The organism is Chloroflexota bacterium, from assembly GCA_018825785.1.
In the GTDB taxonomy this organism is placed as follows: Bacteria; Chloroflexota; Dehalococcoidia; order JACVQG01; family JAHKAY01; genus JAHKAY01.
Window position 1 is genome coordinate 1 of the sequence record JAHKAY010000021.1, and the last position, 25,354, is coordinate 25,354.

At 61.9% G+C, this 25,354-nt stretch carries 24 protein-coding genes, 1 tRNA gene and 1 other RNA gene; 17 read left to right on the forward strand and 9 right to left on the reverse strand.

All coding sequences use genetic code 11. The annotated features are described in order from the left end of the window. The 7 genes from KJ624_03680 to KJ624_03710 all read right to left on the reverse strand — a co-directional run. On the reverse strand, nt 1-533 hold a 533-nt coding region (locus KJ624_03680), incomplete at its 3' end, for a hypothetical protein (GenBank protein MBU2008937.1). 291 nt (nt 534-824) lie between these two features. Further along, the gene (locus tag KJ624_03685; protein ID MBU2008938.1) at nt 825-1,832 is read right to left on the reverse strand and encodes a DUF128 domain-containing protein; all 1,008 of its coding nucleotides are present in this window, start codon (nt 1,830-1,832) and stop codon (nt 825-827) included. Between the two features lie 14 nt (nt 1,833-1,846). Then, entirely contained in the window at nt 1,847-2,578 is a 732-nt protein-coding gene (locus KJ624_03690) for a hypothetical protein (protein ID MBU2008939.1), read from the reverse strand. Nucleotides 2,579-2,584: 6 nt separating this feature from the next. Further along, nucleotides 2,585-4,090 carry an alpha-hydroxy-acid oxidizing protein gene (locus KJ624_03695; GenBank protein ID MBU2008940.1) on the reverse strand — a complete coding sequence of 502 codons (1,506 nt, stop codon included), beginning with the start codon at nt 4,088-4,090 and terminating at the stop codon, nt 2,585-2,587. After that, entirely contained in the window at nt 4,090-5,199 is a 1,110-nt protein-coding gene (locus KJ624_03700; protein MBU2008941.1) for a glutamine amidotransferase family protein, read from the reverse strand. The genes KJ624_03695 and KJ624_03700 overlap by 1 nt, the downstream gene beginning before the upstream one ends. Beyond that, complete coding sequence (locus KJ624_03705) at nt 5,196-6,479, reverse strand: FAD-dependent oxidoreductase (protein MBU2008942.1); 1,284 nt, start codon at nt 6,477-6,479, stop codon at nt 5,196-5,198. The genes KJ624_03700 and KJ624_03705 overlap by 4 nt, the downstream gene beginning before the upstream one ends. After that, nucleotides 6,469-6,918 (reverse strand): 4Fe-4S dicluster domain-containing protein, encoded by a 450-nt coding sequence (locus KJ624_03710; GenBank protein ID MBU2008943.1) that lies wholly within the window; start codon nt 6,916-6,918, stop codon nt 6,469-6,471. Before KJ624_03710 ends, KJ624_03705 begins: the two co-directional genes overlap by 11 nt. A 98-nt stretch (nt 6,919-7,016) precedes the next feature. Here KJ624_03710 and KJ624_03715 point away from each other — a divergent pair. The 10 genes from KJ624_03715 to KJ624_03760 all read left to right on the forward strand — a co-directional run bounded on the left by KJ624_03715 (nt 7,017) and on the right by KJ624_03760 (nt 15,695). Then, nucleotides 7,017-7,088: transfer RNA gene (locus KJ624_03715), tRNA-Ile, on the forward strand. A gap of 169 nt (nt 7,089-7,257) precedes the next feature. Further along, entirely contained in the window at nt 7,258-8,229 is a 972-nt protein-coding gene (locus KJ624_03720) for a MoxR family ATPase (protein MBU2008944.1), read from the forward strand. Continuing rightward, entirely contained in the window at nt 8,226-9,398 is a 1,173-nt protein-coding gene (locus tag KJ624_03725) for a DUF58 domain-containing protein (protein MBU2008945.1), read from the forward strand. Before KJ624_03720 ends, KJ624_03725 begins: the two co-directional genes overlap by 4 nt. After that, nucleotides 9,371-11,962, forward strand: coding sequence for a transglutaminase domain-containing protein (locus KJ624_03730; protein ID MBU2008946.1), 2,592 nt, complete (start codon nt 9,371-9,373; stop codon nt 11,960-11,962). The genes KJ624_03725 and KJ624_03730 overlap by 28 nt, the downstream gene beginning before the upstream one ends. A 75-nt stretch (nt 11,963-12,037) precedes the next feature. Next, nucleotides 12,038-12,796: an alpha/beta fold hydrolase gene (locus tag KJ624_03735; protein MBU2008947.1), complete on the forward strand. Its 759-nt coding sequence runs from the start codon at nt 12,038-12,040 to the stop codon at nt 12,794-12,796. Between the two features lie 36 nt (nt 12,797-12,832). After that, nucleotides 12,833-13,098, forward strand: an RNA gene (gene ffs, locus KJ624_03740) — signal recognition particle sRNA large type. 51 nt (nt 13,099-13,149) lie between these two features. Then, nucleotides 13,150-14,004: a ribosomal RNA small subunit methyltransferase A gene (gene rsmA / locus KJ624_03745; GenBank protein MBU2008948.1), complete on the forward strand. Its 855-nt coding sequence runs from the start codon at nt 13,150-13,152 to the stop codon at nt 14,002-14,004. Then, nucleotides 13,973-14,827 carry a 4-(cytidine 5'-diphospho)-2-C-methyl-D-erythritol kinase gene (gene ispE / locus KJ624_03750; protein ID MBU2008949.1) on the forward strand — a complete coding sequence of 285 codons (855 nt, stop codon included), beginning with the start codon at nt 13,973-13,975 and terminating at the stop codon, nt 14,825-14,827. Before rsmA ends, ispE begins: the two co-directional genes overlap by 32 nt. Then, nucleotides 14,811-15,437, forward strand: coding sequence for a VTT domain-containing protein (locus KJ624_03755; protein MBU2008950.1), 627 nt, complete (start codon nt 14,811-14,813; stop codon nt 15,435-15,437). The genes ispE and KJ624_03755 overlap by 17 nt, the downstream gene beginning before the upstream one ends. A gap of 9 nt (nt 15,438-15,446) precedes the next feature. After that, nucleotides 15,447-15,695, forward strand: a complete 249-nt coding sequence (locus KJ624_03760) for a hypothetical protein (GenBank protein MBU2008951.1) — start codon at nt 15,447-15,449, stop codon at nt 15,693-15,695. Here the strand turns inward: KJ624_03760 and KJ624_03765 are convergent. Beyond that, nucleotides 15,673-16,911, reverse strand: coding sequence for a hypothetical protein (locus tag KJ624_03765; GenBank protein ID MBU2008952.1), 1,239 nt, complete (start codon nt 16,909-16,911; stop codon nt 15,673-15,675). The genes KJ624_03760 and KJ624_03765 overlap by 23 nt on opposite strands. Nucleotides 16,912-16,964: 53 nt before the next feature. Here KJ624_03765 and rnc point away from each other — a divergent pair, with 53 nt between their 5' ends. Beyond that, nucleotides 16,965-17,660, forward strand: coding sequence for a ribonuclease III (gene rnc, locus KJ624_03770; protein MBU2008953.1), 696 nt, complete (start codon nt 16,965-16,967; stop codon nt 17,658-17,660). A gap of 55 nt (nt 17,661-17,715) precedes the next feature. Here rnc and KJ624_03775 read toward each other — a convergent pair whose 3' ends face one another. Then, on the reverse strand, nt 17,716-19,395 hold the full coding sequence (locus KJ624_03775) for a hypothetical protein (GenBank protein MBU2008954.1): 1,680 nt from the start codon (nt 19,393-19,395) through the stop codon (nt 17,716-17,718). Between the two features lie 390 nt (nt 19,396-19,785). On the opposite strand from KJ624_03775, the gene KJ624_03780 reads away from it, so the two are divergent. From KJ624_03780 to KJ624_03805, 6 genes are all read left to right on the forward strand, one after another. Beyond that, nucleotides 19,786-19,968, forward strand: coding sequence for a helix-turn-helix domain-containing protein (locus tag KJ624_03780; protein ID MBU2008955.1), 183 nt, complete (start codon nt 19,786-19,788; stop codon nt 19,966-19,968). Nucleotides 19,969-20,179: 211 nt separating this feature from the next. After that, the gene (locus KJ624_03785) at nt 20,180-21,118 is read left to right on the forward strand and encodes a ribose-phosphate pyrophosphokinase (GenBank protein ID MBU2008956.1); all 939 of its coding nucleotides are present in this window, start codon (nt 20,180-20,182) and stop codon (nt 21,116-21,118) included. Further along, on the forward strand, nt 21,119-23,755 hold the full coding sequence (gene secA, locus KJ624_03790) for a preprotein translocase subunit SecA (GenBank protein MBU2008957.1): 2,637 nt from the start codon (nt 21,119-21,121) through the stop codon (nt 23,753-23,755). Nucleotides 23,756-23,764: 9 nt separating this feature from the next. After that, the gene (locus KJ624_03795) at nt 23,765-23,974 is read left to right on the forward strand and encodes a PHP domain-containing protein (protein MBU2008958.1); all 210 of its coding nucleotides are present in this window, start codon (nt 23,765-23,767) and stop codon (nt 23,972-23,974) included. Beyond that, nucleotides 23,971-24,669, forward strand: a complete 699-nt coding sequence (locus tag KJ624_03800; GenBank protein MBU2008959.1) for a hypothetical protein — start codon at nt 23,971-23,973, stop codon at nt 24,667-24,669. Before KJ624_03795 ends, KJ624_03800 begins: the two co-directional genes overlap by 4 nt. Nucleotides 24,670-24,766: 97 nt before the next feature. Then, entirely contained in the window at nt 24,767-25,351 is a 585-nt protein-coding gene (locus tag KJ624_03805) for a hypothetical protein (protein MBU2008960.1), read from the forward strand. The last annotated feature ends 3 nt before the right edge of the window (nt 25,352-25,354 follow it).

The window sequence follows — 25,354 nt, forward strand, 5'->3', positions numbered from 1 at the left end:
CGGATTTGATTGCCGTCGATCTGATCCCACCGCAGGACCGCCTCGCCCAGTCGGATGCCGTTGTCCAGCAGGAGGGTCAGGATGGTCTCGTCCCTCAGCTGCCACTTGCCTCCCCGGGCCCCGCCTGCGGAGTCCAGGAGGCGATGGACCTCCTCCAGGCTGAAGGAGCGCATTACCTTGGGCTTCACCCTGGGGGCTTTGACCTTTTTGATGGGGTTGGCGTAGGGGGACTTGGGCTCGGCCTCCAGGGGGAAGCCGAACTCCTCCTCGAGAAAGCTGTAGAGGGCCTTCAGGGCCCGGAAGTAGCCGTGCCTGGTCTCGTCCCCGCAGGTGAGGTCCCGCAGGAACTCCCGGATAGGGTCCGGGGCCTCGGGGACCTGGGCATAGCGGGCGCAGAACTTCCCCAGCTTCTCCTGGTAGAATTGGACGGTCCGGCGGGAGATATTCCTCGCTTCCCGGTCCAGAATGAAAGAGCGGATCGCCTGCCTCGTCTCCACCTTCGTCACCTCCGCGGGGTTCAGGCGCAGAAGCACAGGCCCCCATAAGGAAAACGCAGGGTGGAGCGGCAACGGCCAGCAGACTATAGTGTGAAACAGAGGGATACTCTCGTCCCTCCCCCATCAGAGGGGTGACCAAGAGTCCTATGTCCGCAGAAACCAAATGCGCCCCTTTCGGGGCGCTATACCGACGGGGCTATTTCAGCGGCTAGCCTGTCGTCCCTGGGGCCTCGGGTTGGACAACAGATCCAGAGTCTGCTGTCCTACCGCTAGACGAGTCCCCAACGGCATCTATTTTAGCCGGGGAAAGAGGGGCCAGTCAAGGGCTCAAGAGGGGGGCAGGAGGTCCCGGAAGCTCCGCAGGAGGGAGTAGTCAATGATGGTGGCCATGGCCCGGTTTTCGGCCTCTATCCCCGCCTCCACCGCCGCGGCCACAGGGTTGAGGCCGCCGGGGAGGACCAGCCCCACCCTTCCCACCGCCACGGGGATTTCGCACACCGCTTCGTTGGGGCCCCCCATGGCCAGGGCCCCGTCTATCCCAGCCTTCTTCAGCTCCTGAATAAGCTGCTCAGCCTCGCTACGGCAGGGGGCCGGGACTTCCCTGAAGTTGGCCAGGATTATGCCCTCCCCCTTTACCGCCCCCCCCACCTGGGTCATCCGACCCTGGATAAAGACCTCGGAGGGATTCAAAGAGGAGCCGCTATAGCTGATGAGCTCCAGGAAGCGGAGGGGCCGGCCCCCCTTTATCTGAAGGATGCCGCCAAAACGGGTCTCAACAGCAATGCCCGCCTTGAGGAGGACACCATTGACGATGATGCTACATATGGTGGCCAGGCCTATTTTGCCCCGGGGGACGACTATCTCTCCCAACCTCTCTCCCGCCTCAGCTACCGCCACCCGCTCGCTCATCCCCAGGCCTGCTCTGAAGACGGGGGCCATGGCCTCCAGGGCAGGGAAAAAGTCCTCCTTGGGGAAGAAAGAGACATTCACCGGGACCAGGCCCCGGCGGGTGCGGGGTTCAAAGGTGGTGCGGAAGGCCAGGTGTTCAATGCGGACACTTATCAGGCCCACCTTGTCGGCTACCATGGCATTCTGTAGCTCCTCATGGCCCTGGGGGGTGATTACCCTGCCGTTCCGGCCCCAGAGTCGGGTCAGGCCCCGCCCATCCATGAGCTTGAGATGGTAGCGCACCGCCCTCTCCTTCAGGTTTATGCCCCCCTGCTCCAGCTCCCGGGCGATGATGCGGGCCCCCACGGGCCCCTCAACCCCGGATAGGATGCGCAGGATGGCCAGGACCTTCCTGTCTACCTCCCGGGTATCATAGACCAGGGCCATGACAATCCTATCCCTTAGTAGGCGTAGAGGTTTCCGTAGGGCCTGAGGTGGAGGGGGAAGAGCTTCCTGAACTCCCCGGATAGGATAGCCTCGGGGTCTTTCCCAAAATAGCGGCAGTAGTCCCGGACCAGCCCCTCTATCACCTTCCGGTCATTTTCATCGGGCTGGGCCACCCCCACCTCCTTCCCCAGCTGATGGGCCTCCACCTCCCCCCGTAGGTAGAGAACGCCCCCGTGCATTCCGGTGCCGACAAAGCGGGCGTGGTGGCGTTCCCCCAGGCCCAGCACCAGGAGGACGCCCCCGCCCATGTATTCCCCCAGGAAGTCCTGGGCGGTATCGCCGATGACCACCGTGGGCCTCTTGCCCTGGTATTCCTTCATATGGATGCCTGCCCGGTAGCCCACCCCGTCCCTGACAAAGACCCTCCCACCCCGGGCGGAGAGGGCCAGGATATCCCCAGCATGGCCATGGACGATGACCTCCCCGCTGTTCATCGTGTTCCCCACCCCGTCCTGGGCATTGCCGTGGACGATGATGCTAGGGCCATCCATGAAGGAGCCCAGGTCATTGCCGGGGACGCCATAGATGTGGATTTCCAGGGGGCGACGGATGTCGGTCCCAATATAGCGCTGGCCAAACACATTCAGCAGGTCAATGCGATGATAGCCGTTGGCCGCCTCCCTGAGGCGTGCATTGAGCTCCTTGTAGTGAAGCCCCTTGACATCTATCCGCAGGGTCCCGTCCATAATACACTAGCTCCCCGCCGGCCTAACCCCCAGGACCTCCATCTCCTCCGTGGTCAGGCCTACTGCCCTCAGGTGGAGGCGGTTGCCCCGCAGGCTTTCTATGGCGTTGACGCCCATCCCACCCAGCATCTCTTTTATCTCCAAGCTCCAGGCCCGGAGCAGGTTCGCCAGGCGGCGGGCACCGATTTCCGGATTCACTCTCTTGGAAAGGATGGGGTCGGTGGTGCAGATGCCCCAGGCACACTTGCCTGTGTGGCACTGCTGGCAAACGGTGCAGCCCAGGGCGATGAGGGCCGCTGTGGCAATATAGACGGCATCGGCCCCCAGCGCGATGGCCTTGACCACATCAGCACTGCTGCGGATGCCCCCGGCGACAATGATGGAGGCCTGCTGGCGGATGCCCTCCTGACGCAGGCGGGTATCCACGGCGGCCAGTGCCATTTCAATGGGGATGCCCACGTTGTCCCGGATGACCTTGGGGGCAGCCCCGGTAGCCCCCCTCAGGCCATCCAGGGCGATGATGTCGGCCCCCGCCCTCACCATGCCGCTGGCTATTGCGGCGGAGTTGTGCACCGCGGCAATCTTCACCGAGACCGGCTTGGTATAGTTGGTGGCCTCCTTCAGAGCATGGACAAGCTGGGCCAGGTCCTCAATGGAGTAGATATCATGCTGGGGGGCTGGTGAGAGGGCGTCGGTGCCCCGGGGAATCATCCGGGTGGCGGCCACATCCTCGCTCACCTTCTCCCCGGGGAGGTGCCCGCCGATGCCCGGCTTGGCCCCCTGGCCAATCTTTATTTCCAGAACCCGGGCCATCTGGAGATATGCGGGGTGGACGCCGAAACGGCCCGAGGCCACCTGGGCGATGGTATTAGGGCCATATTTGTAGAGCTTGGAGTGAAGGCCCCCCTCGCCGGTATTGAACAGGGTCCCAAGTTCGGTGGCCGCCCGGGCCAGGGACTCGTGGACATTCAGGCTCACCGCCCCGTATGACAGGGCAGAGAACAGGATAGGGGTCTCAATGGCCACCTGGGGGGCCAGTCTTGTCTTCAGCTTCAGCGTCCCGGTCTCCAGCTCAACCCTGTCCGGCTTGCGGCCGAGGTAGGTGCGGAGCTCCATAGGCTCGCGGAGGGGGTCTATGGAGGGGTTGGTCACCTGGCTGGCATTGAGCACCAGGTGGTCCCAATAGATGCGGTAGGGCTTGTCGTTGCCCATCCCGGTGAGGAGGATTCCCCCCGTCTCCGCCTGCTTAATGATGTCCTCAATGGCCTCGGGGGTCCAGTTAGCGTTGGGACGGTAGTCCTGGGGGGCCCTCTTGATCCTTATGGCCCCGGTGGGGCAAAAGATAGCGCAGCGGTGGCAGCCCACGCAGAGCTCATCCTGGCTGCGTATGGCGTCCTCCTCCCGGTCATAGGAATGGACACCAAAACTGCACTGGGCCACACAGCCCTTGCAGGTGATACAGCGGTCCGGGTCCCTCTCTACTACGAACCTGGGCGGGAGGTAGGTCTTCATCAGCGGACTCCCGCCTGCACTGCCAGCCGGCCAATGATGGGCTCCCCGCCCCTGGGGATATAGGTCCGGTCCAGGTCAGGACAGACCAGCCGGATAGCCGATTCCTCCGAGGAGAGGTAGAGCCTGTCCCCCTTCTCCCCGACAGTAAGGGGACGGAGGCGGATGCGGTCGGTGAGACCTATCATCTCCCCCTGATGGGCGATGATGACGGTAAACGGGCCATTGAGGAGGAGACTTGAATAGACCTGGCGCAACGCGGTGTCCAGGGCCTGTTCCTCGGGGGGCAGGAGGGGAATGTGCTCCCAGAGGGGCGGGGCCAGCACCCTGGTCACCACCTCCATAGGCAACCCGTGCCGGCGGCGGAGCAGGTCCACGGCATAGGCTACCACTTCGGTATCGGTCTGCATGGTGCAGTGGTAGCCGAACATCTCCAGGTAGCGGCGGTTTGTCCCGTAGGAAGAAATTTCCCCGTTGTGGACTACCGTCCAGTCCAGGATGTTGAAGGGGTGGGCCCCACCCCACCAGCCGGGGCTATTGGTGGGAAAGCGGCCATGGGCTGTCCACAGGTATCCCTGGTATTCCTCCAGGCGGAAATAGTTAGCTATCTGCTCCGGATAGCCCGCCCCCTTGAACACCCCCATGTTCTTGCCGCTGGAGAAGACAAAGGCATCCTCACACCCGGTATTTATCTTCATCACCTTTTCCAGCACATAGTCATCGTCCCCCGGCGTGCCCAGAGAACAGCCATTCACCTCCACAAAATATCGCCATAGAATGGGTGGGTCCACGATGCCAGGGGTCTCCCGGGTGGGCACCTCCTCATCAAAGACAATGCGGAAATTGGCCCGGAGTAAGGCCTCCACCTCCCCCCGTGCCTCCCTGCTCAGGAACATGATGTGGAGGGCATAACACTGGGCATATTCAGGGTAGAGGCCGTAGACAGCAAAACCTCCCCCGAGGCCGTTGCTGCGGTCATGCATAGAGCTAATGGCCGCCACCACATCACCGCTAGAGAAGCGCCGCCCCGAGGTGTCCATCATGCCAAATAGAGAGCAGGCGGAAATTACTTTGTCATCGCCGTAGGGGTTGTTGTAGCTCATCCCTTTCATGGCACCATCTCCCTGGGTGATACCCCCAACCCTGCCCGGCGCAGGCCCTGGGGGATGAAGGTCAGCCCGAAATCGTCCCGCACCAGGGCGTCTTTGAAGGGGCGCACGTTCACCCCTTCCCGCATCAGGCCGAAGGCCACCCCCGCCTGCTGAATATCTCCGGCGAATACCAGGCCAACGATGTGGTCATCCTTGAGGACCACCTTCCGGTAGCTCCGGTCCTGGCGGGAGACAAGCACTTCACAGCCGTCCTGAGGGTTCACCATGCCAGCGGAGACCAGGGGGTAGCCGAAGTACTTGAAGGAGTTGGCGGCTGTCCCCCCAGGGTAGAGGGTCTGTTTGCCGGCCATGTTATAGCCAGCAATCCTCCCCCCCAGGTAGGCGTTGGGCCAGATGGGGGTGAGGCGGCCCGTCCCATAGACAAAGTCGTAGCCTTCCGCCACATCGCCGCAGGCATAGACATGGGGATAGCTGGTGGCCATGTGGCGGTCCACCACAATGCCGCGGTTCACCTTCACCGGGCTGTTCTTCACCAACTCGGTGCGGGGGGCGCCGCCGATGGCTATCACCACCAGCCCGCAGGAAAGCTGCCGGCCATCCTGCAGGACCACACCCCCCACCCGGCCCTCCTCAAAAGATTTGCCGGTGATCTCCCGCACCGCCTGGCCCGTAATCAACTCTATACCGGCTTCCCTCAGGACCCCCTCTACCAGGCGGGAGGCCGGCTCATCCAGGACGGCACCGAGGACCCGGTCAAGAAGCTCCACCATGACCACGCCCACGCCCCGCTTCACCAGGGCCGAGGCCAGGCTCATGCCGATAAGCCCGCCCCCGATGACCACCACCCGGGGCTTCCCCTCAAGGAATCTCTCCATCCTTCGGGCATCTTCCAGGGTGGTGAAGGTGAAGACCCCTTCTTTGTCCCTGCCTGCTATGTTGGGCACTATTGGGGTCCCGCCGGTGGCCAAGAGGAGCCTCTCCCAGGGGAGGCTCTCGCTCCCCTCCAGCACCACCCTCGCCCCTGGGAAATCTATCCCCGCCACCTTCTGGCCCAGCAGGGCTTCGATGGCATTCTGCTGGTAAAAATCCCGGGGCCGGTAGAGCATCCCATCCAGGGTACGCTCCCCTGCCAGGAATTCGGAGATGAGGGGGCGGGAGTAGACGGGGAAGGGCTCATCGGAGATGATGCAGATGGACCCCTCGCTGTCCACCTCCCGGATAGCCTCAGCGGCGCCAATTCCCCCGGCAGAGTTGCCGACGATGACATACTTAGGCACCAACTCCCTCCTCGGCAAAGATGAGGGCCTCGTTGGGGCAGTTGGCCACACAGGCGGGGACAGGGAGGTGGGAGCAGAGGTCGCATTTGGCGATAATATGACGCTGGGGGTCGGGGGTAATAGCCCCATGGGGGCAGAAGAGCACACAGGTCCAGCAACCAACGCATTTCTCCCTGTTAAGCACCACCGCCCCCGTCTCGGGGTCCTTCCTCAGGGCCCCGGTAAGACAGGCGAAGACACAGGAGGGCTCATCGCAGTGGCGGCAGAGCACGGGTACGGAAAGAGCACCCCTTTCCTGGACACGGACCCTCGCCAGAAGACGGGGCCTCTCCTTCTTGTAGGCCTTGATAATGTCCCGGGAAAGGCTGTGCTCAACCGTGCAGTAAACCTCACACCGCCGGCAGGTCACACATACCTCTTCGCGAATATGTACCCTCTTCATCCCTTCTCCTATGAGACGTCGGCAACCGTTTGCCTATCATAGAGTTTTTCCTGCCTGTTGTCAAGGGGTTTGGGGTGGGGCTATAATTAAGGTGCCGAGGGCCCGTAGCTCAGGGGCAGAGCGGTCGGCTCATAACCGATTGGTCCCAGGTTCGAATCCTGGCGGGCCCAGAAGGTGGTATGCAGCCCCAGTTGGCGGCGATACCGAGGTTGGCTCCCCGGCCGCCCATCCTTTTTTGCCATTCCCCTATAGCTGACTTGCCAGGGAAGGGGCGGAAACGTATAATAGGATATCTTGTATCAGGGGGGACAGATGCAAGGGAGCGCGCAGGAAAAGATTATGGAGGGGGCCAGGGCTGCCTGCCGTCGGGTGATGGACAGTGTTAACCGGGTGGTCATCGGCAAGGAAGTTCAAGTAGAGTTGGCGCTGAGCGCCCTATTGAGCCAGGGGCACATGCTGGTGGAAGACGTGCCCGGCGTGGGCAAGACCACCCTGACCAAGGCCCTGGCCAAATCGGTGGGCTGCTCCTTCAAGCGGATTCAGTGCACGCCGGACCTGCTCCCCAGCGACATCATCGGGGCTTCCATCTACAACCAGAAGACAGAGGAATTTGAGTTCCGCCCCGGCCCCATTATGGCCCAAATAGTCCTGGTGGATGAGATCAATCGGGCCAGCCCTCGAACCCAGGCCGCCTTTCTAGAATGTATGGAGGAGAGGCAGATAACGGTGGAGCGGGTTACCTATACCATGCCTCGACCTTTCTGGGTTATGGCTACCCAGAGTCCCATTGAGTATCAGGGTACTTTCTCCTTGCCCGAGACCCAGGTTGACCGCTTCTTCATCCGCCTCCACATGGGCTACCCCGCCTTTGAGGATGAGGTCAACATCCTGGAACAGCAACGGGAAGTCCACCCCATTGAAGAAGTCACCCAAGCGATAGGCGCGGAGGAACTGCTGGAGGTCCAGAACATAGTAAAGCAGGTCTACGTGGATGTGCTGGTGAGGGAATACATGGTCCGCCTGGTAGAAGCTACCAGGAGGCACCCTGCTATCCAGCTAGGTGCATCCCCCCGTGGCTCCCTGGCCCTATTCCGCGGAGCTCAGGCTTTAGCCCTGCTTCGGGGGCGGGACTATATCCTGCCAGATGATGTCAAAGCGCTGACGGAGGTTGCCCTGGCCCACCGGCTGAACCTGACCCCTTCAGCCCGGATGAAGGGCATCACCCCTGAGAAGATAATCGATGAGATAGTGAGCAACGTGGCGGTCCCTGGTTTCCAGGGGCCACGGAAGGCAGCGATTGAAAGGCAGTGAGGAGCCTTTGGGTCCTGGTCATTCTGGCCATTGTCCTGGTCCTGGGGTGGAACAGCGGTTTTTCCCTCCTGTTCAGGGTGAGCCTCCTGCTGGCCATCGGCCTGGTGCTCAGTCGGCTCTGGGTATGGTGGAATTTGCGGGGGGTCAAGGGCAATATAGAGACCTCCACCACCCGAGTTCAGGCGGGCCAGAGGCTGGAGGTCAGAATTGAGCTAGAAAACCCCAGCCTTCTATTCAAGCCCTGGCTCCTGCTAAAGATAAAGTCCGACCTGCCCCAGGTCCCACCCACGAAGATGTTAGCCCTGTCCTATCGCTCAGCCCGGACCTTCAACTTTTCCGTCCCCTGTCCTCGGCGGGGATGGTTCCATTTGGGGCCGGCGGTGCTGGCCAGTCAGGACCCCTTCGGGCTATTCCAGCGAGAAATCACCCTGGGCACCCAGCAAGACCTTCTGGTCTATCCCAAGACAGTGGACCTGGCCCCCTCCCTTCTGGAGGCCCCAACCCCGGGTCTGGAAAGCCTCAGCCTGGGACGGGCTGGGGAGACCCCACTCGTCCGGGGGGTGCGCGAATATCTCCCCGGGGACAGCTTTGGCCGGATCCACTGGCCCTCCTCAGCCCGCATGGGAAAACTGATGAGCAAGGAGCTGGAAGGGGAAGCCTCCCATGATGTTTGGCTCCTGCTGGATATGGAAGGCCGGGGCCACGCCGGAGAAAGCGATGAAAGCACGGTGGAATACGGGGTCACCGTGGCCGCTTCCCTGTGCAAGGCCTACATAGAAGCTGACCGCTCCATCGCCCTGGCAACCTGGGACCGCTACCTGCAGGTTGTCCCGCCCGACACGGGGACCCCTCAGCTCTGGCGCATTCTGGAGGTCCTGTCCACACTGGCAGGCCGGGGAAACGCGCCTTTGTCCAGGTTGATGGCTCAAACAGAACAGCACTGGCGGGGGAGCACCCTGGCCATCATCACCCCCTCGCCGGAGGAAACCTGGTCTTCTGCCCTGCACAAGGCCGTCCGATGGGACAACCGGGTTCTGCTATTCCTGCTGGATGCCAGCACCTTTGATAAGAAAAAGCCTCCTCTGGGACCCTCCCCGGCCCACGACCAGATTACCAGGTATCGCGTAAGGAGAGGTGAGCTGTGGCAGCTCGGGTTAGCGGCTGGCTGAACGGGGCGCTGCTCTCGGGCCAGGGTTGGCTCAGCCTTCTCCTCCTCTGGCTCAGCCTAGTCCTTTTTTCAGTGACCCTGCCCTGGCAGAACGCCCAGTGGGAGTTATCCCTCCCCCCGTTCTTCTGGATATCTATATCGGGGCTGCTCGTAGGCCTATTCCTCAGCCAGATAGAGGGCCGGGCACTGTGGCGGCATAGCCTCGGGGCGCTGGCCGGCGCCGGGATATCGATAGGAGTGGTTGCCGCCACCCTTACGGAGGGGGGATGGCAGGAAAGGGTGGGGCAGTTGGCAGCCCGGACCCGATTGTGGTTCGTGGCCGCCCAAGAGGGCTGGAGCAATAATGACCTGATAGTCCTGGTCCTGTTGCTGGCTGCAGTGAGCTGGCTCCTGGGCTATCTGGGTCCCTGGTGCGTCCTGGTGTGGAGGAAGGCCTTCGTGTTGGTGCTGGCGGGAGGGGTTCTCATCCTGGAGGGGCTGTATTATGTTCCTCAGCCGGCTTCCGTTTTTGTCATCTACCTGTGGTCCTCCCTGATGCTGGTGATGCACCTCAGCCTCACCCCCAGGGACAACCCCTCCGGCCTAAGACCGGCGCACCATCTCGGCCTTCTAGCCATGGCAGGGCTTCTGGTCCTGGTAATCTGGCTTGTTCCTCTCCCCCAGGGATTACTAAAGGGTGGAGACCTATGGGAAAGGGTGCCACCCTGGCGGGAGATTGTAAACCGCTCAGAGGAGTTGTTCCCTGTGCTCGCCACCTCCAGGGGCCAAGAACAGACCCCGAACTCCGACACGCTCACTTACGGAAACGCTCTCACCTTCGGCGGTCCCATCCAGCGGACCGGGGACATACTGTTTGAGGTGGAGGGGCCTCCCCTGACGGCGGGCCCGGGCCGCTGGCGTGCGATTGCCTACGACCTCTATACTTCTCAGGGATGGCGAAATGAGGAACAGGTACTTGCCCCCGCCACCAGCCTGGAAACCGGGCAGAAGACGGGCTTTCAATCCAGGCAGGAGGTAACCCAAACGATAAAATTGCTGGTCCGCAGCGACCTGCTTTTTGCTGCTGGCCAGCCCCTAGAAGCCAGCCTGCCAGCCAAGCAGGAGAGGCCGGCACCGCTGACCTATACTATCCCCCTCCCAGGGGAACCGCAAAAGGAGCAGGGGCTGCCGGAGGATGTGAAGGCGGCAGCCGGACAACTGCGCCTGGCAGCCTCGAGCGGTGAGCTTTCCGTTTCCCGAATATCTCGTTACCTGCCCTCCGGTTTCAAGACAGTGGGCCTGGAGCTGGAGGGCTCCAACATCGCCGCCGTGAAGATACAGAGGGAGTCCGCACCGGTTGATGACATAAGCGCGCTGCGCATCCCCTACATCCTCCGGCCCCCTACCGGGTATACTGTTACCTCCTCGGTGTCCCTGGCCACTTCCAGCGAGCTGATGGCAAGCAAGGCCCCCCTTCCTGACTGGGTGCAGGAGCGCTACCTGACTCTGCCCCCAACTTTGCCGGCGAGGGTCCGCCAGCTGGCCGCCTCGGTAACTTGGACCTGGGGGGACTTGGGGGCGAAGACCGCCTACGAGAAGGCACTGGCTATCCAGGAGTACCTGCGCCGGCTTACCTACCGCCAGGACATAAAGGCCCCTCCATTGGGTGCAGACGGGGTAGACTACTTCCTCTTCATTTCAAAGACGGGCTACAGCCAGTATTTTGCCTCGGCCATGGTGGTGATGCTTCGCTCGTTAGGTGTCCCAGCCCGCCTGGCGGTGGGCTTCGTCAGCGATGAGTATGACCTGGAGAAGAACGTCTATGAGGTAAGGGACTCCCACGCCCACGCCTGGGTAGAGGTGTTCTTCCCCGAGTATGGCTGGGTTGAGTTTGAGCCAACGCCCGGCTGGCTCCTGCCGGCAGTGAGCTCCCCGCCGCTGGCTGGTGGGGAACTGGTTAATGCTGGCTGGGGGTTCGGCTTCGGCCCGGGCGCCGTGTTTGGGGAGGAGCCTGAGTTCGACGAGGACGGTTTACCCCGCATTATCCGACCGATTGATGGCACCTTTCCCTACCCCACAGCACCAGGGTCATCACCTGCTACTCCCGGCCCCACCGGGCCAGCCGCGGCGGGGCCGGGCGGCGCTGCCCAGACTCCTTCACCAGCCCCGGGGGTTGCCATCCCCGGGTCCTCCCCCGCGAGGCCGGTGGCACCTTCTACCGCCACCACTCTCCTCCCAACAGCACTGATAGGAATGGCCCTTTCCCTTCTCCTGGCTGTCCTCCTGTACCTGTGGTGGCGAAGCTGGTCGGCGAGGGGGGATGAAGGAGAGCTCTACACCAAGCTGTGCCGTCTGGCCACCTGGGGCCGCCTGCGCCCCCAGCCCTGGCTGACCCCACTGGAATACGGCAATCGTCTCTCTGCCGCCTTGCCTTCCCAGGGCAATGCCATACACCTCATTGTAGACACCTACGGGCGGTGGCTGTACGGGAAAAGAGGGGGCAGCGAGGAAGCCCGCCAACAACTTCGGGGTGCCTGGCTATCCCTGCGGGGAGAGCTACTCAAGCGAATTTTCCGCCCCTGGTAGCCCCTTTTTCCCCCTGGTACTAGCCCAAAAGTCAGGGCTCACTTTTTCCCTCGGCTATCGTTTAATTGGGTAGAGATGAAAAGCCTCTTCACCCGTGTCGGTCCCTTTCTCACCCATTATCTAGTGGCCGGAGAAGGCCCGCCGGTGGTCCTGCTCCACGGCGCGGGCGGTGACTCCCGGCAGTGGCTCCCCAACCTGGAAGCTCTGGCCCGTCAACACTTGGTCTATGCCCCCGACATTCCCGGGTTCGGTTCCAGCCGACCCCTCCTGGATAGCTATGGTCTCCCTTCTCTGGCTTCCTTTGTGAGTGGCTTCCTGGAGGCCCTGGAGCTGGGTAAAGTGGCCCTGGTGGGGCACTCCCTGGGTGGTGGAACGGCCCTGAGCCTGGCCCTGGAATCCCCCCAACAGGTGGAAAAGCTGGTGCTGGTGAATAGCCTGGGGCTGGGGGAGGATATAGCCCTCTGGGTCAGGCTTCTCTGTGCGCCCACCATTCCCCGGGCCCTGTCCCGGCTGGCCCGGGCCCTCATACGGGGAGGGCTATCCCTCTTGTCCATCTCCCTTCATGATGCCCCGCATAACCTGGGCAGGCATATCGCTGGCCTGAGAGGGCAGAGGACGGTGTGGAGGCACCGTTTAAGGGAGCTCATGGTGCCCACCCTCGTTGTCTGGGGGAAGCGGGACCTCTATCTCCCCGTGGCCCATGCCTATGCCGCCTCGCAGCTAATCCCCAACTGCCGGCTATACATCTGGGACAACTGCGGCCACTCCCCCTACCGGGACGGGCGGTTTAACCCCATCCTGCTGGACTTTCTTCGGGACAAGCCCCTTCCTTGACAGGCCCCCAGACCCCTTGTTAACATACGATTGAGGCCGTGCTAGACGGGGAACTAGCGGTGCCCTGAACCCGCAATCCGCTATAGCGGGGTGGAATCCCCCCCAGAGGGCCTGCACCCTTTGGAGGGCATCCCGCCCGGGGTGTTGAAGGTTGGGTCCTGCGCAACGGAGGGCTATTGAACCCCGTCAGGTCCGGAAGGAAGCAGCGGCAAATAGTCTACTCCGGGTGCCGCAGGGGTGCCTGGCTGGAGCCCAGGGCAGGAGGGGCTCCCCTGGGGTGGGGAACGAAGGGGGGTGCACGGCCTCCTTGGAGGACCAATAGAGAAAAGGGACAAGGGCGGGATGGTGCTGAAATTGAAGGCTTAGACCGGGCGACGGCCAGAAGGCTCCTTGCCCGGTTTGGCTTTCGCCCCCGCAAGAAACTGGGCCAGCACTTCCTGGTAGACGAGGGAGTGCTGGGGAAGATACTCCAGGCAGCCCAACTGGACCCCCAGGACACGGTCATTGAGGTGGGACCGGGCCTGGGGGTCCTCACCCGGGCCCTGGCCGAAAGGGCAGGACGGGTCATCGCGGTAGAGCTGGACCGGGGCATGGCAGAGAAGCTGCGCCAGTCCATGCCCCAGGCGGAGGTGGTAGAAGGGGACATTCTTTCCCTCTCCCCCCTCCAACTGCTCGGACACCCTACCCCCTACAAGGTGGTAGCCAACATCCCCTATTACATCACCTCCCCCGTCCTCCGCCACTTCCTGGAGGCCGAACTCTCGCCCCGGCTGATGGTGGTGATGGTGCAGTGGGAGGTTGGCAATGCCATCGTGGCCGGGCCAGGTGAAATGAGCCTGCTGTCGGTAAGCGTGCAGTTCTACTGCCAGCCCAAGCTGCTGGCCAGGGTCTCCCCCTTCAGCTTCTACCCCCCTCCCCAGGTCGAATCGGCCCTGCTTAGCCTGGAGGTCTACGACCATCCCCCGGTGGCGGTGAGAGAACCGGAGGGGTTTTTCAACCTGGTGGGGGCGGGCTTCACCGCCCCCCGAAAGCAGCTCCACAACTCCCTGGCCCAGGGGCTGGGAATCACCCCTGAAGAAGCCACCCCCCTCCTGGAGAAGGCAGGGATAGACCCTAAACGGCGGGCCCAGACCCTGAGCCTGGAAGAGTGGGCCCATCTTTACCAGAGATTTTTGGATGCTCAGATTAAAGGCCCCGGCCAAGGTTAATCTCACCCTGGAGGTGCTGGGGAGAAGGCCTGATGGTTACCACGAGATTAGGAGTATAATTCAGGCTATTGGGCTCTATGATGTCCTCACCCTGGAACCAGCACCAGGGCTGGAAGTAGAGCCGGAGATGATAGCAGACGAGGAGAATATAGTCATAAGAGCGGCCCGGCTACTGAAGGAGGCCACAGGCACACCCCTGGGGGCCCGGTTGCGTCTCAAGAAGAGCACACCGGCCCGCATGGGCCTGGGGGGCCACAGCAGTGATGCCGCGGCCACTCTAATGGGCCTGAACCAGCTCTGGGGACTGGGCCTCTCTCGGGAAGGGCTTCTCCCCCTGGCCCAGCTCCTCGGCTCCGACGTGCCCTTTTTTCTTTACAGGGGGACAGGCCTGGTGGAGGGGAGGGGGGAAAGTGTGACCCCCCTCCCCTCCCCTACCCTCAAGAGGGTGGTCCTCCTTTGCCCCTCCCTCCCCACTCCCCCTGAGAAGACCCGCCGCCTCTACCAGGCCCTCACACCTGACGCCTTTACCCAGGGCCAGTACACCTTCAGGGCCAGGCAGGCCCTCCTGGAGGGGGATAGGCTGGAGCCCTTCAACGCCTTTGAGATGGTGGCCTTTTCCTTTTTTCCAGGCCTGGAGGACTACCGGCAGAGATTCCTGGCCTCAGGGGCGGCCAGGGTGCATCTGGCGGGGTCCGGCCCCGCCCTTTTCACCCTCACACATGACAGGGCCCAGGCCAGGAGAATATACGATTCCCTGAGAGGTGAGGGCTTGGAGGCATATCTGGTATCTGCTCTACGGGGGGAAATTGGCCAACCGGTTTGACCGCTTCACCTCCTCCCTCCCTGTGACTCTGCCAAAGGGGCGGGCCCTGGTCATCCGCGCCATCCTGCTCCTTGCCGCCTACGGTATCTTCGCTGGCCTTCTGTGGGCCCTCTTCCGCTATTTTTCGGACTATCTCCAGGAGCCAACGAAGGGCTTTGCCCTCTATGCCTATGGTGGCGTTTTTCTTCTCACTATGCTCACCAGTGCCGCGGTCATCATCCCCGCCTTTTCTGCTCTGCCTCTGGCCATAGCCGTGGCGGCCACGTTTGACCCCGTCTGGGTGGGGCTCGCCATGGCCCTGGGCGGCACCATTGGGGAAACGACCGCCTGGATGGTGGGCTACCTGGGCGGGGGGCCGGTGGCCCGGGCCCAGCCCCCGGGGTATGTCAGGGCAGAGAGATGGATGCGCCGCCACGGGGTCTGGGCTGTGCTGCTGGTGTCCATGTTCCCCCTTATGATCTACGACCTGATTGGGATAGCGGCGGGGGTGCTGCGCCTTCCCCTGTGGAAATTCTGGCTTTTCACCTTTGCCGGGAGGTTTCCCCGTGCCCTAGCGGAGGTATACGGCTTAGGCAAGATAATCCAGTGGATATCCAGCCTTTTTAACTAGGAGGTCCCGTTGGAACTCATCGGCTGGCTAGGCTTTGGGTTCATCCAGCTCTTTTACATCCCACAGATTGTCCGCACGGTGCGCACGAGAGACGTGAAGGGGCTTTCCCTTTTCTCCTGGGCGGTGCTGTGTCTGGGCCTGCTTGCCTCCCTGGTCTACAGTGTGTGGCGGAACGACCCGGTATTCATGGCGAGCAACGCCATGGGCCTCCTCCAGAGAAGCTTTCAGCTGGGCCTCATCTGGCGCTACCGGAGCTAAGCCAGCGGAGCACCAGCTCCTCCTCCCCCGCCCGGTCCTTCACCTTACCATCCAGCCGCGCCTCCAGGAGCCGCCTCAGATACTCACCCAGCTTCGGCCCCGCCTTCACCCCCATCAACAGGAGGTCATCACCCCCCAGGGAGCACTTGACATAACGCCACTCCTCCCAGAAGAGGCGGGCCCTTCTTCTTATCCCGGCCTCTGGCGAGGCCAGGGCCAGGGCCTGGACGGCGGGGCCGGAGTATCCTGCCAGCAGGCGACAGACCTGGTGGGTGTCCAGGCGGCGCGGGGTCAGGGCCTTTTCCTGTTCTTTGAGGGCCTGGATATCCTCTATGGCCCTGGCCTGGGCCCTGGGGAAATGGAGGCGGGAGAGGAAGGCCCTGGCCTCCCCGGGGGCCATACGGTAGGCCAGGAGGGCTAGATAGACCTCGGGGGAGGCCCAGCCCTGCCTCCGGGCCAGGGAGAACTTCCTCCCCAGCCAGCCGTCCCCCTTCAGGCCCGGGGAGATTTCCCCCAGGATGCCCAGCCTTCCCGCCAGGGCCAGGGCCCCCTCCGGCATATCCTCCTCCAGGATAAGGACCAGCTCCCGCCTCAGCCGCTCCCCGCTGATAGTTTCCAGATAGCCCTTGTCCCGGAGGATGAACCTGCGGGTCCTGGCCTCCATGCGGAAGTCAAAGCGGGCGGCGTATTTGACAGCCCGGAGGATGCGTGTGGCGTCGTCCTGGAAGCTCCTCTCATGGAGGACGCGGATGAGGCCCTTATCCAGGTCCTGCCTCCCCCCAAAGGGGTCCACCAACCCCCCCAGGCTAGGCGGGGAGAGGTCCACCGCCAGGGCATTGATGGCGAAGTCCCGGCGGAAGAGGTCGTCCTGGAGGGTCCCCGGCCCCACCCGGGGGAGGGCCCCGGGGCGAGGATAGCTCTCCCTCCGCGCCGAGGCCAGGTCCAGGCTCCACCCCTCCCCCACAAGTTTGGCCGTGCCAAAGGTGGGAAAACGGCGGAGCCGGCCCTGCCAACCCAGGTCGGGGAGGAGGGCCAGGGCATCCCCCTCCACCACCAAGTCCAGGTCCAGGCTGGGCCTCCCCAGAAGGAGGTCCCGGACCGCACCCCCCACCAGGTAGAGCCTCAGGCCCTTACTCCAGGCCCTCTCTCCTGCCCCCCTCACCAGCCCCCAGAGGGCATGGGGCCACGCCTTTTCCAGCGCTTCGGCCAGGTTCATCCCTGGGATTATATCACCTTGACAAGGCCGAAAGACCACCCTATGCTTTCACGATGGCCATCTTCTCCCGGAGAAAGCAGACCCCCCAGGAGAAGGCCCTGGGGGTTAAGTTCAAGAACCCTTCCCTCCTGGAGGAGGCCCTGACCCACACCTCTTTCTGCCATGAGAACCCCGGCTCCGTCTCCAATGAGCGACTGGAGTTCCTCGGAGATGCTGTCCTGGGGCTGGTCGTGGCCCAAGAGCTCTTCCACCTGAAGCGAGGCCTCTCCGAGGGGGAGATGACTCAGCTCCGAGCTGGCCTGGTCTCCGGGGAGGCCCTGGGGAAACTGGGTTCCTCCCTGGGCCTGGGGGACCACCTCCGGCTGGGGAAGGGGGAGGAGGGGTCAAACGGAAGGAAAAGGCCCTCAAACTTGGCCCGGGCCGTGGAGGCCCTGATGGGGGCCATCTACATGGACAAGGGCCTGGAAGAGGTGCGCTCCTTCATGGACAGGGCCTTTAAGGAAGAGTGGGAGCGGGTGCTGGGAGGGGAGGCCCTGGACTACAAGTCCCGCCTCCAGGAGCTCCTCCAGGCCCGGGGCGAACCCCTACCCCGCTACCACCTCCTGGAACAGGCCGGGCCCGGCCATGCCCGCCGCTTCACCATAGAGGTCAAGGTGGGGAGGAAGACCCTGGGCCGGGGCCAGGGCAAAAGCAAGAAAGGGGCGGAGCAGACCGCCGCCCGCTCCGCCCTGGAAAGACTGGAGAAATAAGGGGGGGCCGCCCGCCACAGGCGTGCGGCCCCACCGGTGCCCCGACCAGATTGCTCTACTTCTTGTGTATCACGATTTGCCCGCCGCCGATAACGGTGGTTGGGTCGGCATCATCCAGTGCGTCCATATGGTTGTCGTAGACGACGTTGTCCGCCGCGTCCTTATCCCAGATCTTGATGCGGAACTTGTCGGGGGTGCCATCAATCGCAGATAGCATAAAGCCGAAGCTGCCAGCGCCGTTGATGGTGCCAGTACCTTTGTACATCGCCTTATTCCCGGCAATCACCAGCCAGTCGTAGGCGCTAGAATGGAAGTTCAGGTCCGCAACCTGGAAGTTGAACTCGGTGTTTCCGGTCGGGACTTTTGCGCCCTTCTTGTACATGGAAACGAAGCCGAAGGTAGCCTTCCCCTCTAGGTCAGGATTGGCAGTGTAGGCTCCTGGGGGTGACATTATCCAGCCGCCGCCGGTTACCATACCCCCCTGTCCTATCCAGGGGTCATATCGCACGTACTCAGAGACATTACCACCCAGCCCACCTGGATTTTCCTGGTTTAAGCCGTCTGTATCCAATATGTCCAACGGCCCGGTGATATCGCCCCACCAGTTGAGGGTGGCATCAAGTACACTTGTCCCTTCGTTGACCAAACCAAGGCCATTGTTCACGAATTCGTTAAAGTGGGCATTCCCACCACTGGCCACACCGCCATTCCACGAGCGTTCACGGATGCTCCAATCAACTCCAGTTATGGTATTTCCGATCATCTCTGTGTTGGTAATAAGCCCTATCAACTGGATACCGGCGCTTTGCGTAGCCGCAGCCGAGCCTGGTCCGGTTATGGTGTTTCCGGCAATCACCGCACCGATGATATCTCCATTGCTTCCACTGCCCGTTGCATTCCAAAGGCCAATTCCTCGGCGATATGGCTTGAGGTTATATATCGTGTTGTCGGTGATTTGCACGTTCGTGAATTGACCCATTCCACCAGGAGGAGTATACGAGCCTGCGAATGAAATCCCGGTCCCCCGGGTGGCGTTGGTACCGTCGGACCCGGCACCCATGTCAATGGTATTATGGCTAACCTTCTGCAATGTTGCAATAGCTGTGCCACCGTAGTTCATATTGAAGTATGCATCACTGGCGGTAAGTTGACTTGTCCGGTCAAAGGTGTTGTAGCTAACATCTGTTGGACCATAATGGCGTTCCAGCAAGATGGTGTTATCACCGCAGTTCCCGAGCTCGTTATAGGTAAAGACTAGTGAAGCATTGCTTCCATAGCCAGCGATGAGGCCGAAATTGTCACCCGTGTTAGCTGGTCCAAAGCCTTCGATTTTGTTGTGAGAGATGGTAACTGTTCCGGTCGACAACGATTTCTCGTAGATGCCATTCGTGCTCGTTCCAGTCTTCACCGTAAAGCCGTCAAAGAGAACGTCCCCGGAAGCATTGGTGATACTGACTACATTCCCCACAGCGGCAGAGCCACTTGCATCGATGATACTTGAACCTACACCCGCACCTTGAACCGCTACACCCTTGTTAATTGAAATCAGTTCGGGGTAAGTGCCTGCTGCCACAACGATAGTGTCGCCATCGAAGGCAGCATTAATAGCCGCCTGAATAGTGAGATAGTCACCCGGAACGCTTATGGTCGCTGCCACCGCCGGCACTGCCGTCACCAAGCTGAAGCTCAGCACCAGCGCTAGGGCGAACAAGACATTGAAGACTTTCCTTTTCACCTATTTCCTCCTTAAATTAGGTTTTCACTCCCGTCCCAACCTTCACCGCAGTTCCTTTACTGCCGTCACCACCTCCTTCCGGCAAACAAAAAACCGGCCTTTTCCAGCGGGACCCCTGATGTCCCGCCCGCATGTGACTCTAGTCACAATCGCAGGAGGTAAACTCCTGGTAAAGGCCGGTAAAGGTTTGGTTAAGCTCTGGCCCAACTAGACCACAAAAAGGGCTATTTGTCAACCTCACAAAACCTCCAAATTCTCCTATTTCCTTTTCTCCATCCAGGCTGGAAAACGCTTTCACTATTTCTTTACAGCTTCTCCACGGGTCCTCCACAGCTTTCTACCCCTTCCTTAACCGGGGCGTGGCAGAATAGGGTTGTGATAAGGGAAAGGATGCCCCTGCCCAGGCTGCTCACGGTGAAGGAAGCCGCGGAGCTGCTCCATGTGCATGTCAACACGGTGAGGAACTGGAGCAACAACGGCCTGCTCCCTGCCTACCGGGTGGGGAAACGGGCGGACCGCCGATTCCTCCGCGGGGACGTCCTGAAGCTCCTCCGAAAATCCAGCCACAGATAGATAACGCCCTGCCCCCCACCCGCCGGGACCTGAGCGGCCTGGCAACCCTGACCCCTTTCTGACTTTCTCTAACCCCGTTCCTGTTGAGCCCGTTCCAGCCCATGCCTGGCCCATGCCTGATTGAGGCGTGTACGCCTGGGTGCTATAATCCAGGCGAAGGGGCCCTGAGAGCATTGATGCCTGAGACCCCTCTTTGAAGGAGGCGTAAGTCTTGGACGAGCTCAAGGTCTTTACCGGCAATGCCCACCCCGCCCTGGCTAGGGGTATCTGTGACTACCTGGGTATCCCCCTGGGCCAGGCCGAGGTCTTTGAGTTCTCCAACGAGAATATCTTCGTCCGCATCCTGGAAAATGTCCGCGCCAGGGACATCTTTGTCCTCCAGCCCCTCTCCCGCCCGGTGAACAAGAGCATTATGGAGCTCCTCATCATGATAGACGCCTTCAAGAGGGCCTCGGCGGGGCGGGTAACGGCGGTGGTCCCCTATTACGCCTACGGCCGGACCGACAAAAAGGACCAACCGCGGGTGCCCATCACGGCACGGCTCCTGGCCGACCTCCTCACCGTGGCCGGGGCCAGCCGCATCCTCACTGTGGACCTCCATGCCGCCCAGATACAGGGCTTCTTCAACATACCCGTGGACGAGCTTACTGCCATGTCTATCCTCGCCCAGCATTTCCGGGAGAAGGAGCTCCAGGACCTGGTGGTTGTGGCCACCGATGTAGGCATCTCCAAGCGGGCCCGGGACTTCGCCCATCTCCTGAAGGCCCCCCTGGCCATCATTGAAAAGCGCCGCGCCGGAAATGATGACAAGGCCGAGACCCTTAATGTCATCGGTGACGTGGGGGGGATGAGGGCCCTCACCTTTGACGACGAGATAGATACCGCCGGCTCACTGGTGGGGGCAGTGGAGGCCCTGACACAGGCAGGGGCCAGAGAGGTATATGCCGCTGCCACCCACCCCATCTTCTCCAGCCCCGCCATCCAGCGCATAAAGAAATGTCCGGTAAAAGAGGTGGTGGTCACCGATTCCGTGCCTGTCCCTGAAGAAAAGCGCACGGAGAAGGTCACCGTCCTCCCCATCGCCCCCCTCCTGGGGGAGGCCATATCCCGCATCCACACCGGCCGGTCGGTGGGGGAGATGTTCCAGTAGATGTTCAAGTGGCTGGGTAGCCTCACTGACTCCAACGAGAGGGAGCTGAAGAAGCTATCCCCCCTGGTCCAGGCAACCAACTCCCTGGAGCCCCAGTTTGAGCGCCTCCCCAATGCCGAACTCCGGGAGAAGACCGAGGAGCTGAAGAAACGCCTGGCCGATGGCGAGGGCCTGGAGGAAATCCTCCCCGAGGCCTTTGCGGCGGTGAGGGAGGCAGCCAAAAGGGCCCTGGGCCAGAGACACTTTGATGTCCAGCTCATGGGGGGCATCGTCCTCCACCAGGGCAAGAATGCCGAGATGAAGACCGGCGAGGGCAAGACCCTGGTGGCCACCCTCCCCCTCTATCTCAATGCCCTGACAGGCAAGGGCTGTCACTTGGTGACCTTGAACGACTATCTGGCCCGGCGAGACCCCGTGTGGATGGGGGCCATCTTTCATCTTCTGGGGGTATCGGTCGCCAGCATTGTCCACGAGGCCGCCTACATCTACGACCCCGCCTACTCCGCCTCCGACCCCCGCTGGAACGGCCTCCGCCCCATCTCCCGCCGGGAGGCCTACCTGGCGGACATAACCTACGGCACCAACCACGAGTTCGGCTTTGATTACCTCCGGGACAATATGGCCCGGGACCTCTCCCAGACCGTCCAGCGCCCCCTCTACTATGCCATCGTGGACGAGGTGGACAACATCCTGATAGACGAGGCCCGCACCCCCCTCATCATCAGCGGCCCCAGCCCCGAGCCCACCCAGAGATACTACGCCTTCTCCCGCATCGTCTCCCGGCTCAAGCCCGGGGAGGACTTCCAGGTTGATGAGAAGCTGAGGGCAGTGACCCTCACCGACCTGGGCATCTCCCGGGTGGAGAAGGCCCTCAAGGAACTGGGGGAGTTAAAGGCGGCGGGGCTCTATGACGCCGCCAACTACTACCTCAGCTACTACCTGGAATCCGCTCTCAAGGCTATGGTCCTCTTCCGCCGCGACCGGGACTACGTGGTCAAGGACGGCCAGGTTATCATAGTGGACGAGTTCACCGGCCGGCTGATGTATGGACGGAGGTACTCCGAGGGCCTCCACCAGGCCATTGAGGCCAAGGAAGGCGTGAAGGTCCAGCAGGAAACGGTGACCTACGCCACCATCACCCTCCAGAACTATTTCCGCATGTATCAGAAGCTGGCCGGGATGACGGGCACCGCCGTCACCGAGGCCGAGGAGTTCCACAAAATATATAAACTGGAGGTGCTGGTCATCCCCACCCACAAGGACATGGTCCGGGTGGACCACCCCGACCGGGTATATAAGACCGAAGAGGGCAAGTTCCGCGCCGCAGCCAGGGAGATAGAGGAGCTCTATAAAAAGGGCCAGCCCGTCCTTGTGGGCACCACCTCCATTGAGAAGAACGAGAAACTGAGCGAGATGCTCGGGTTAAGGGGCATTCCCCACCAGGTGCTCAATGCCAAGCACCACGAGAAAGAAGCGGCCATCATCGCCCAGGCGGGAAGGCTGGGGGCGGTGACCGTGGCCACCAACATGGCCGGGCGGGGCGTGGACATCCTCCTGGGCGGCAACCCCGATGGCCTGGCCCTGGAGGAGATGAGGCGGCGCAGCCTAGACCCTCTGGCCCAGCCGGAAGAATACAAGGAGGCCCTGGCCAGCCTCCAGAAGCAGTGTGCCCAGGAGAGGGAGAAGGTGGTGGACCTGGGGGGCCTCTTCATCCTGGGCACCGAGAGGCACGAGGCCCGCCGGATTGATAACCAGCTCCGGGGCCGCTCCGGCCGGCAGGGGGACCCGGGGGCATCCCGCTTCTATATCTCCCTGGAGGACGAGCTTGTCCGGAACTTCGGCGGCGACCGGGTAAAGAGTGTCATGGACTGGGCCGGCCTGGACGAGGAGACCCCCATTGAGCACTCCATGGTATCCAACGCCATTAAGAACGCCCAGATAAAGGTGGAGGCCATCAACTTTGACATCAGAAAGCACCTGGTGGAATACGATGATGTCCTCAACAAGCACCGGGAAGTAATCTACGGCAAAAGGCGGAAGACCCTTTCCGGGACCGACCTGCGCCCCAACATCCTGGAGGCGCTAAGAGAAGAGATAGCCGCCGCGATAGACGCCTCGGCTGACGAGCATGGGGCCCTGGACGCCGAGAAGCTCCAGGCGGAGCTCCTCACCTTCCTCCCTCTCCCCCCCACCCTCAGCCTGGACGGGAACAAGCCCAGAAAAGAGCTTGAGGAGGAGCTGGTGGGGCTGGCTGAGAAGCTCTACCAGGAGAAAGAAGAGAAGACGGGCCCTGAGGACATGCGGCTTCTGGAGCGGCTGGTGACGCTCGGGACCATGGACAAGCTCTGGGTGGAGCACCTGACACTGATGGAGAACATGCGCCACGGCATCGGCCTCCGGGCCTATGGCCAGGCCGACCCGCTGGTGGCCTACAAGAGGGAGGGCCATAACCTGTTCCAGAGCCTCCTCTCCGCTACAAAGTATGATGTGGTCCGTACCATCTACAAGGCAGGCATCGTCAGGCAGGCACCGCAACCGCGAGAGCCGGTAGGAGTGCCCTCAGGGCACAAGACAGGCCGCAACGACCCCTGCCCCTGCGGCTCCGGCAAAAAATACAAGAAATGCCACGGGAAATAGACCGGACCAGTGAAAAACACTGCCATTGCCAAGGTCTTTTATGACATCGGGGACCTGCTGGAGATGAAGGGGGAGAACCCCTTCAAGATAAGGGCCTACCAGAGGGCGGCCCGGGCCATCGAGCACCTGGCCCGGCGGGGCTGGTGCCAGGCCGGGGATATCATCAACACCTGGCCCCTGGAAAAGGTCAGGGCCTTCTTCAAGAGAGAAAAGGGATGAAGCGGGCCAGGAAAGCCCACCCCACAGGGGGCCATCAGGAAATCATCAAAGAGCTCAAAGAGGAGGTCGGCGGGGGAAAGCACTGGTTCACGGCCCTGCTGGAGGCCATGGGCCGCTGGAAGGAGCCCGAGGAGATGTACCGTGGCAGGACCTTCCGCTATCTCATCGGGGGCGAGGCCTTTGACTGGCTCCTCCTGGCAGAAAGGCTCAGCTATGGGATAGCGCGGGACATACCCCAGAAAGAGCTTGAAGACCTCCTCTTCCGCGGGCGGCCTCCCCTGGGTCTCAGCCGGGAGGAGTTTCGCCGGCTCCTGGGCCCGGCCAAGTATAAGGCCTATCTCAACTACTTCTACGGCATTACCGTGGAGGAGGCCCTCCAGCAGGCGGTGGCGGAAGAGGTGAGAAAGGAGCGGCTGGGGTGGTGCTGCAACGACGACGAGATGGGGGAGGAGGCCTTCTGCCGCATATACGATATCCCCCGGGAAGAGCTCTGGCAGCGCTTCCGGCGGGAAAAGAAACTACCCCGAAAGCACTCTCTGAGACTCAGAGACCAGAAGGAGTTCACCTACTGGCTTTTCCGCTACCGGGTAGCCCACAGCGACCAGGCCCGGGTGGCCAGCGATACCAAGAAGGGCCTGGACTCCCTCCTCCGCCTCTCCACCCCCCTCCACCCCTGGGAGGCCGCCGGACTCTGACTCACTTCACCCCTTGACGTTTCCTCAACTGGAAGACATACTTAGGCACGATACGAGCCATCGCCTTCTCTCCCAATGGCGTAAGGGAGGAGGACAAATGAGCAGGTTCACAATACTGGCCCTGTCCGTACTGGTGGTGCTTATTACTCTGCCTACGGCGGCCCTCGCCCAGCCCATGGTGCACCGTTTCTATGGCACCTCGACGCTGGAGGGGATACCGCCCCCTATCGGGTCGGCGGTGTTCGGGACGGTCGCTGGGTACACGTACATCACTAATACCATCGATGCCTCAGGCATCTACGTCCTGGACATCGACCAGCCCTTGGGCCGGACCTACTCCGGCATGACCGTGACCTTCCGCGTGAGGGGCTACGACGCAACGCAGACGGCCACATGGACGGCCGGGGGGGTTACCAATCTCAATCTGACTGCCCTCTCAGCGACAACGCCGGCCATTGCCCTGGCGAGCATTGCCGGGAAGTATCGTTATGCTTGGGGTTTTGACGGCCGCACCCAGACTTGGAAGCTCTACGACCCGCTCAACCCTGCCTTGAGCGACCTGACCGTGCTGGAGAGGGGGAAGGGCTACTGGATTCTTGCCAATGAGAATGGGACGCTTATCTACAGTGGGAACAGCTACCCCATATGGAAGGGGTGGAATCTCATCGGCTGGCTGGGCTGAGAA

Bases quoted from the DNA above. Each gene is read 5' to 3' on its own strand.
- KJ624_03685 (MBU2008938.1), bottom strand. From the start codon at position 1,832: ATGGCCCTGGTCTATGATACCCGGGAGGTAGACAGGAAGGTCCTGGCC.
- KJ624_03690 (MBU2008939.1), bottom strand. From the start codon at position 2,578: ATGGACGGGACCCTGCGGATAGATGTCAAGGGGCTTCACTACAAGGAG.
- KJ624_03695 (MBU2008940.1), bottom strand. From the start codon at position 4,090: ATGAAGACCTACCTCCCGCCCAGGTTCGTAGTAGAGAGGGACCCGGAC.
- KJ624_03700 (MBU2008941.1), bottom strand. From the start codon at position 5,199: ATGAAAGGGATGAGCTACAACAACCCCTACGGCGATGACAAAGTAATT.
- KJ624_03710 (MBU2008943.1), bottom strand. From the start codon at position 6,918: ATGAAGAGGGTACATATTCGCGAAGAGGTATGTGTGACCTGCCGGCGG.
- KJ624_03720 (MBU2008944.1), top strand. From the start codon at position 7,258: ATGGAGGGGGCCAGGGCTGCCTGCCGTCGGGTGATGGACAGTGTTAAC.
- KJ624_03735 (MBU2008947.1), top strand. From the start codon at position 12,038: ATGAAAAGCCTCTTCACCCGTGTCGGTCCCTTTCTCACCCATTATCTA.
- ispE (MBU2008949.1), top strand. From the start codon at position 13,973: ATGCTCAGATTAAAGGCCCCGGCCAAGGTTAATCTCACCCTGGAGGTG.
- KJ624_03765 (MBU2008952.1), bottom strand. From the start codon at position 16,911: ATGAACCTGGCCGAAGCGCTGGAAAAGGCGTGGCCCCATGCCCTCTGG.
- rnc (MBU2008953.1), top strand. From the start codon at position 16,965: ATGGCCATCTTCTCCCGGAGAAAGCAGACCCCCCAGGAGAAGGCCCTG.
- KJ624_03780 (MBU2008955.1), top strand. From the start codon at position 19,786: ATGCCCCTGCCCAGGCTGCTCACGGTGAAGGAAGCCGCGGAGCTGCTC.
- secA (MBU2008957.1), top strand. From the start codon at position 21,119: ATGTTCAAGTGGCTGGGTAGCCTCACTGACTCCAACGAGAGGGAGCTG.
- KJ624_03800 (MBU2008959.1), top strand. From the start codon at position 23,971: ATGAAGCGGGCCAGGAAAGCCCACCCCACAGGGGGCCATCAGGAAATC.
- KJ624_03805 (MBU2008960.1), top strand. From the start codon at position 24,767: ATGAGCAGGTTCACAATACTGGCCCTGTCCGTACTGGTGGTGCTTATT.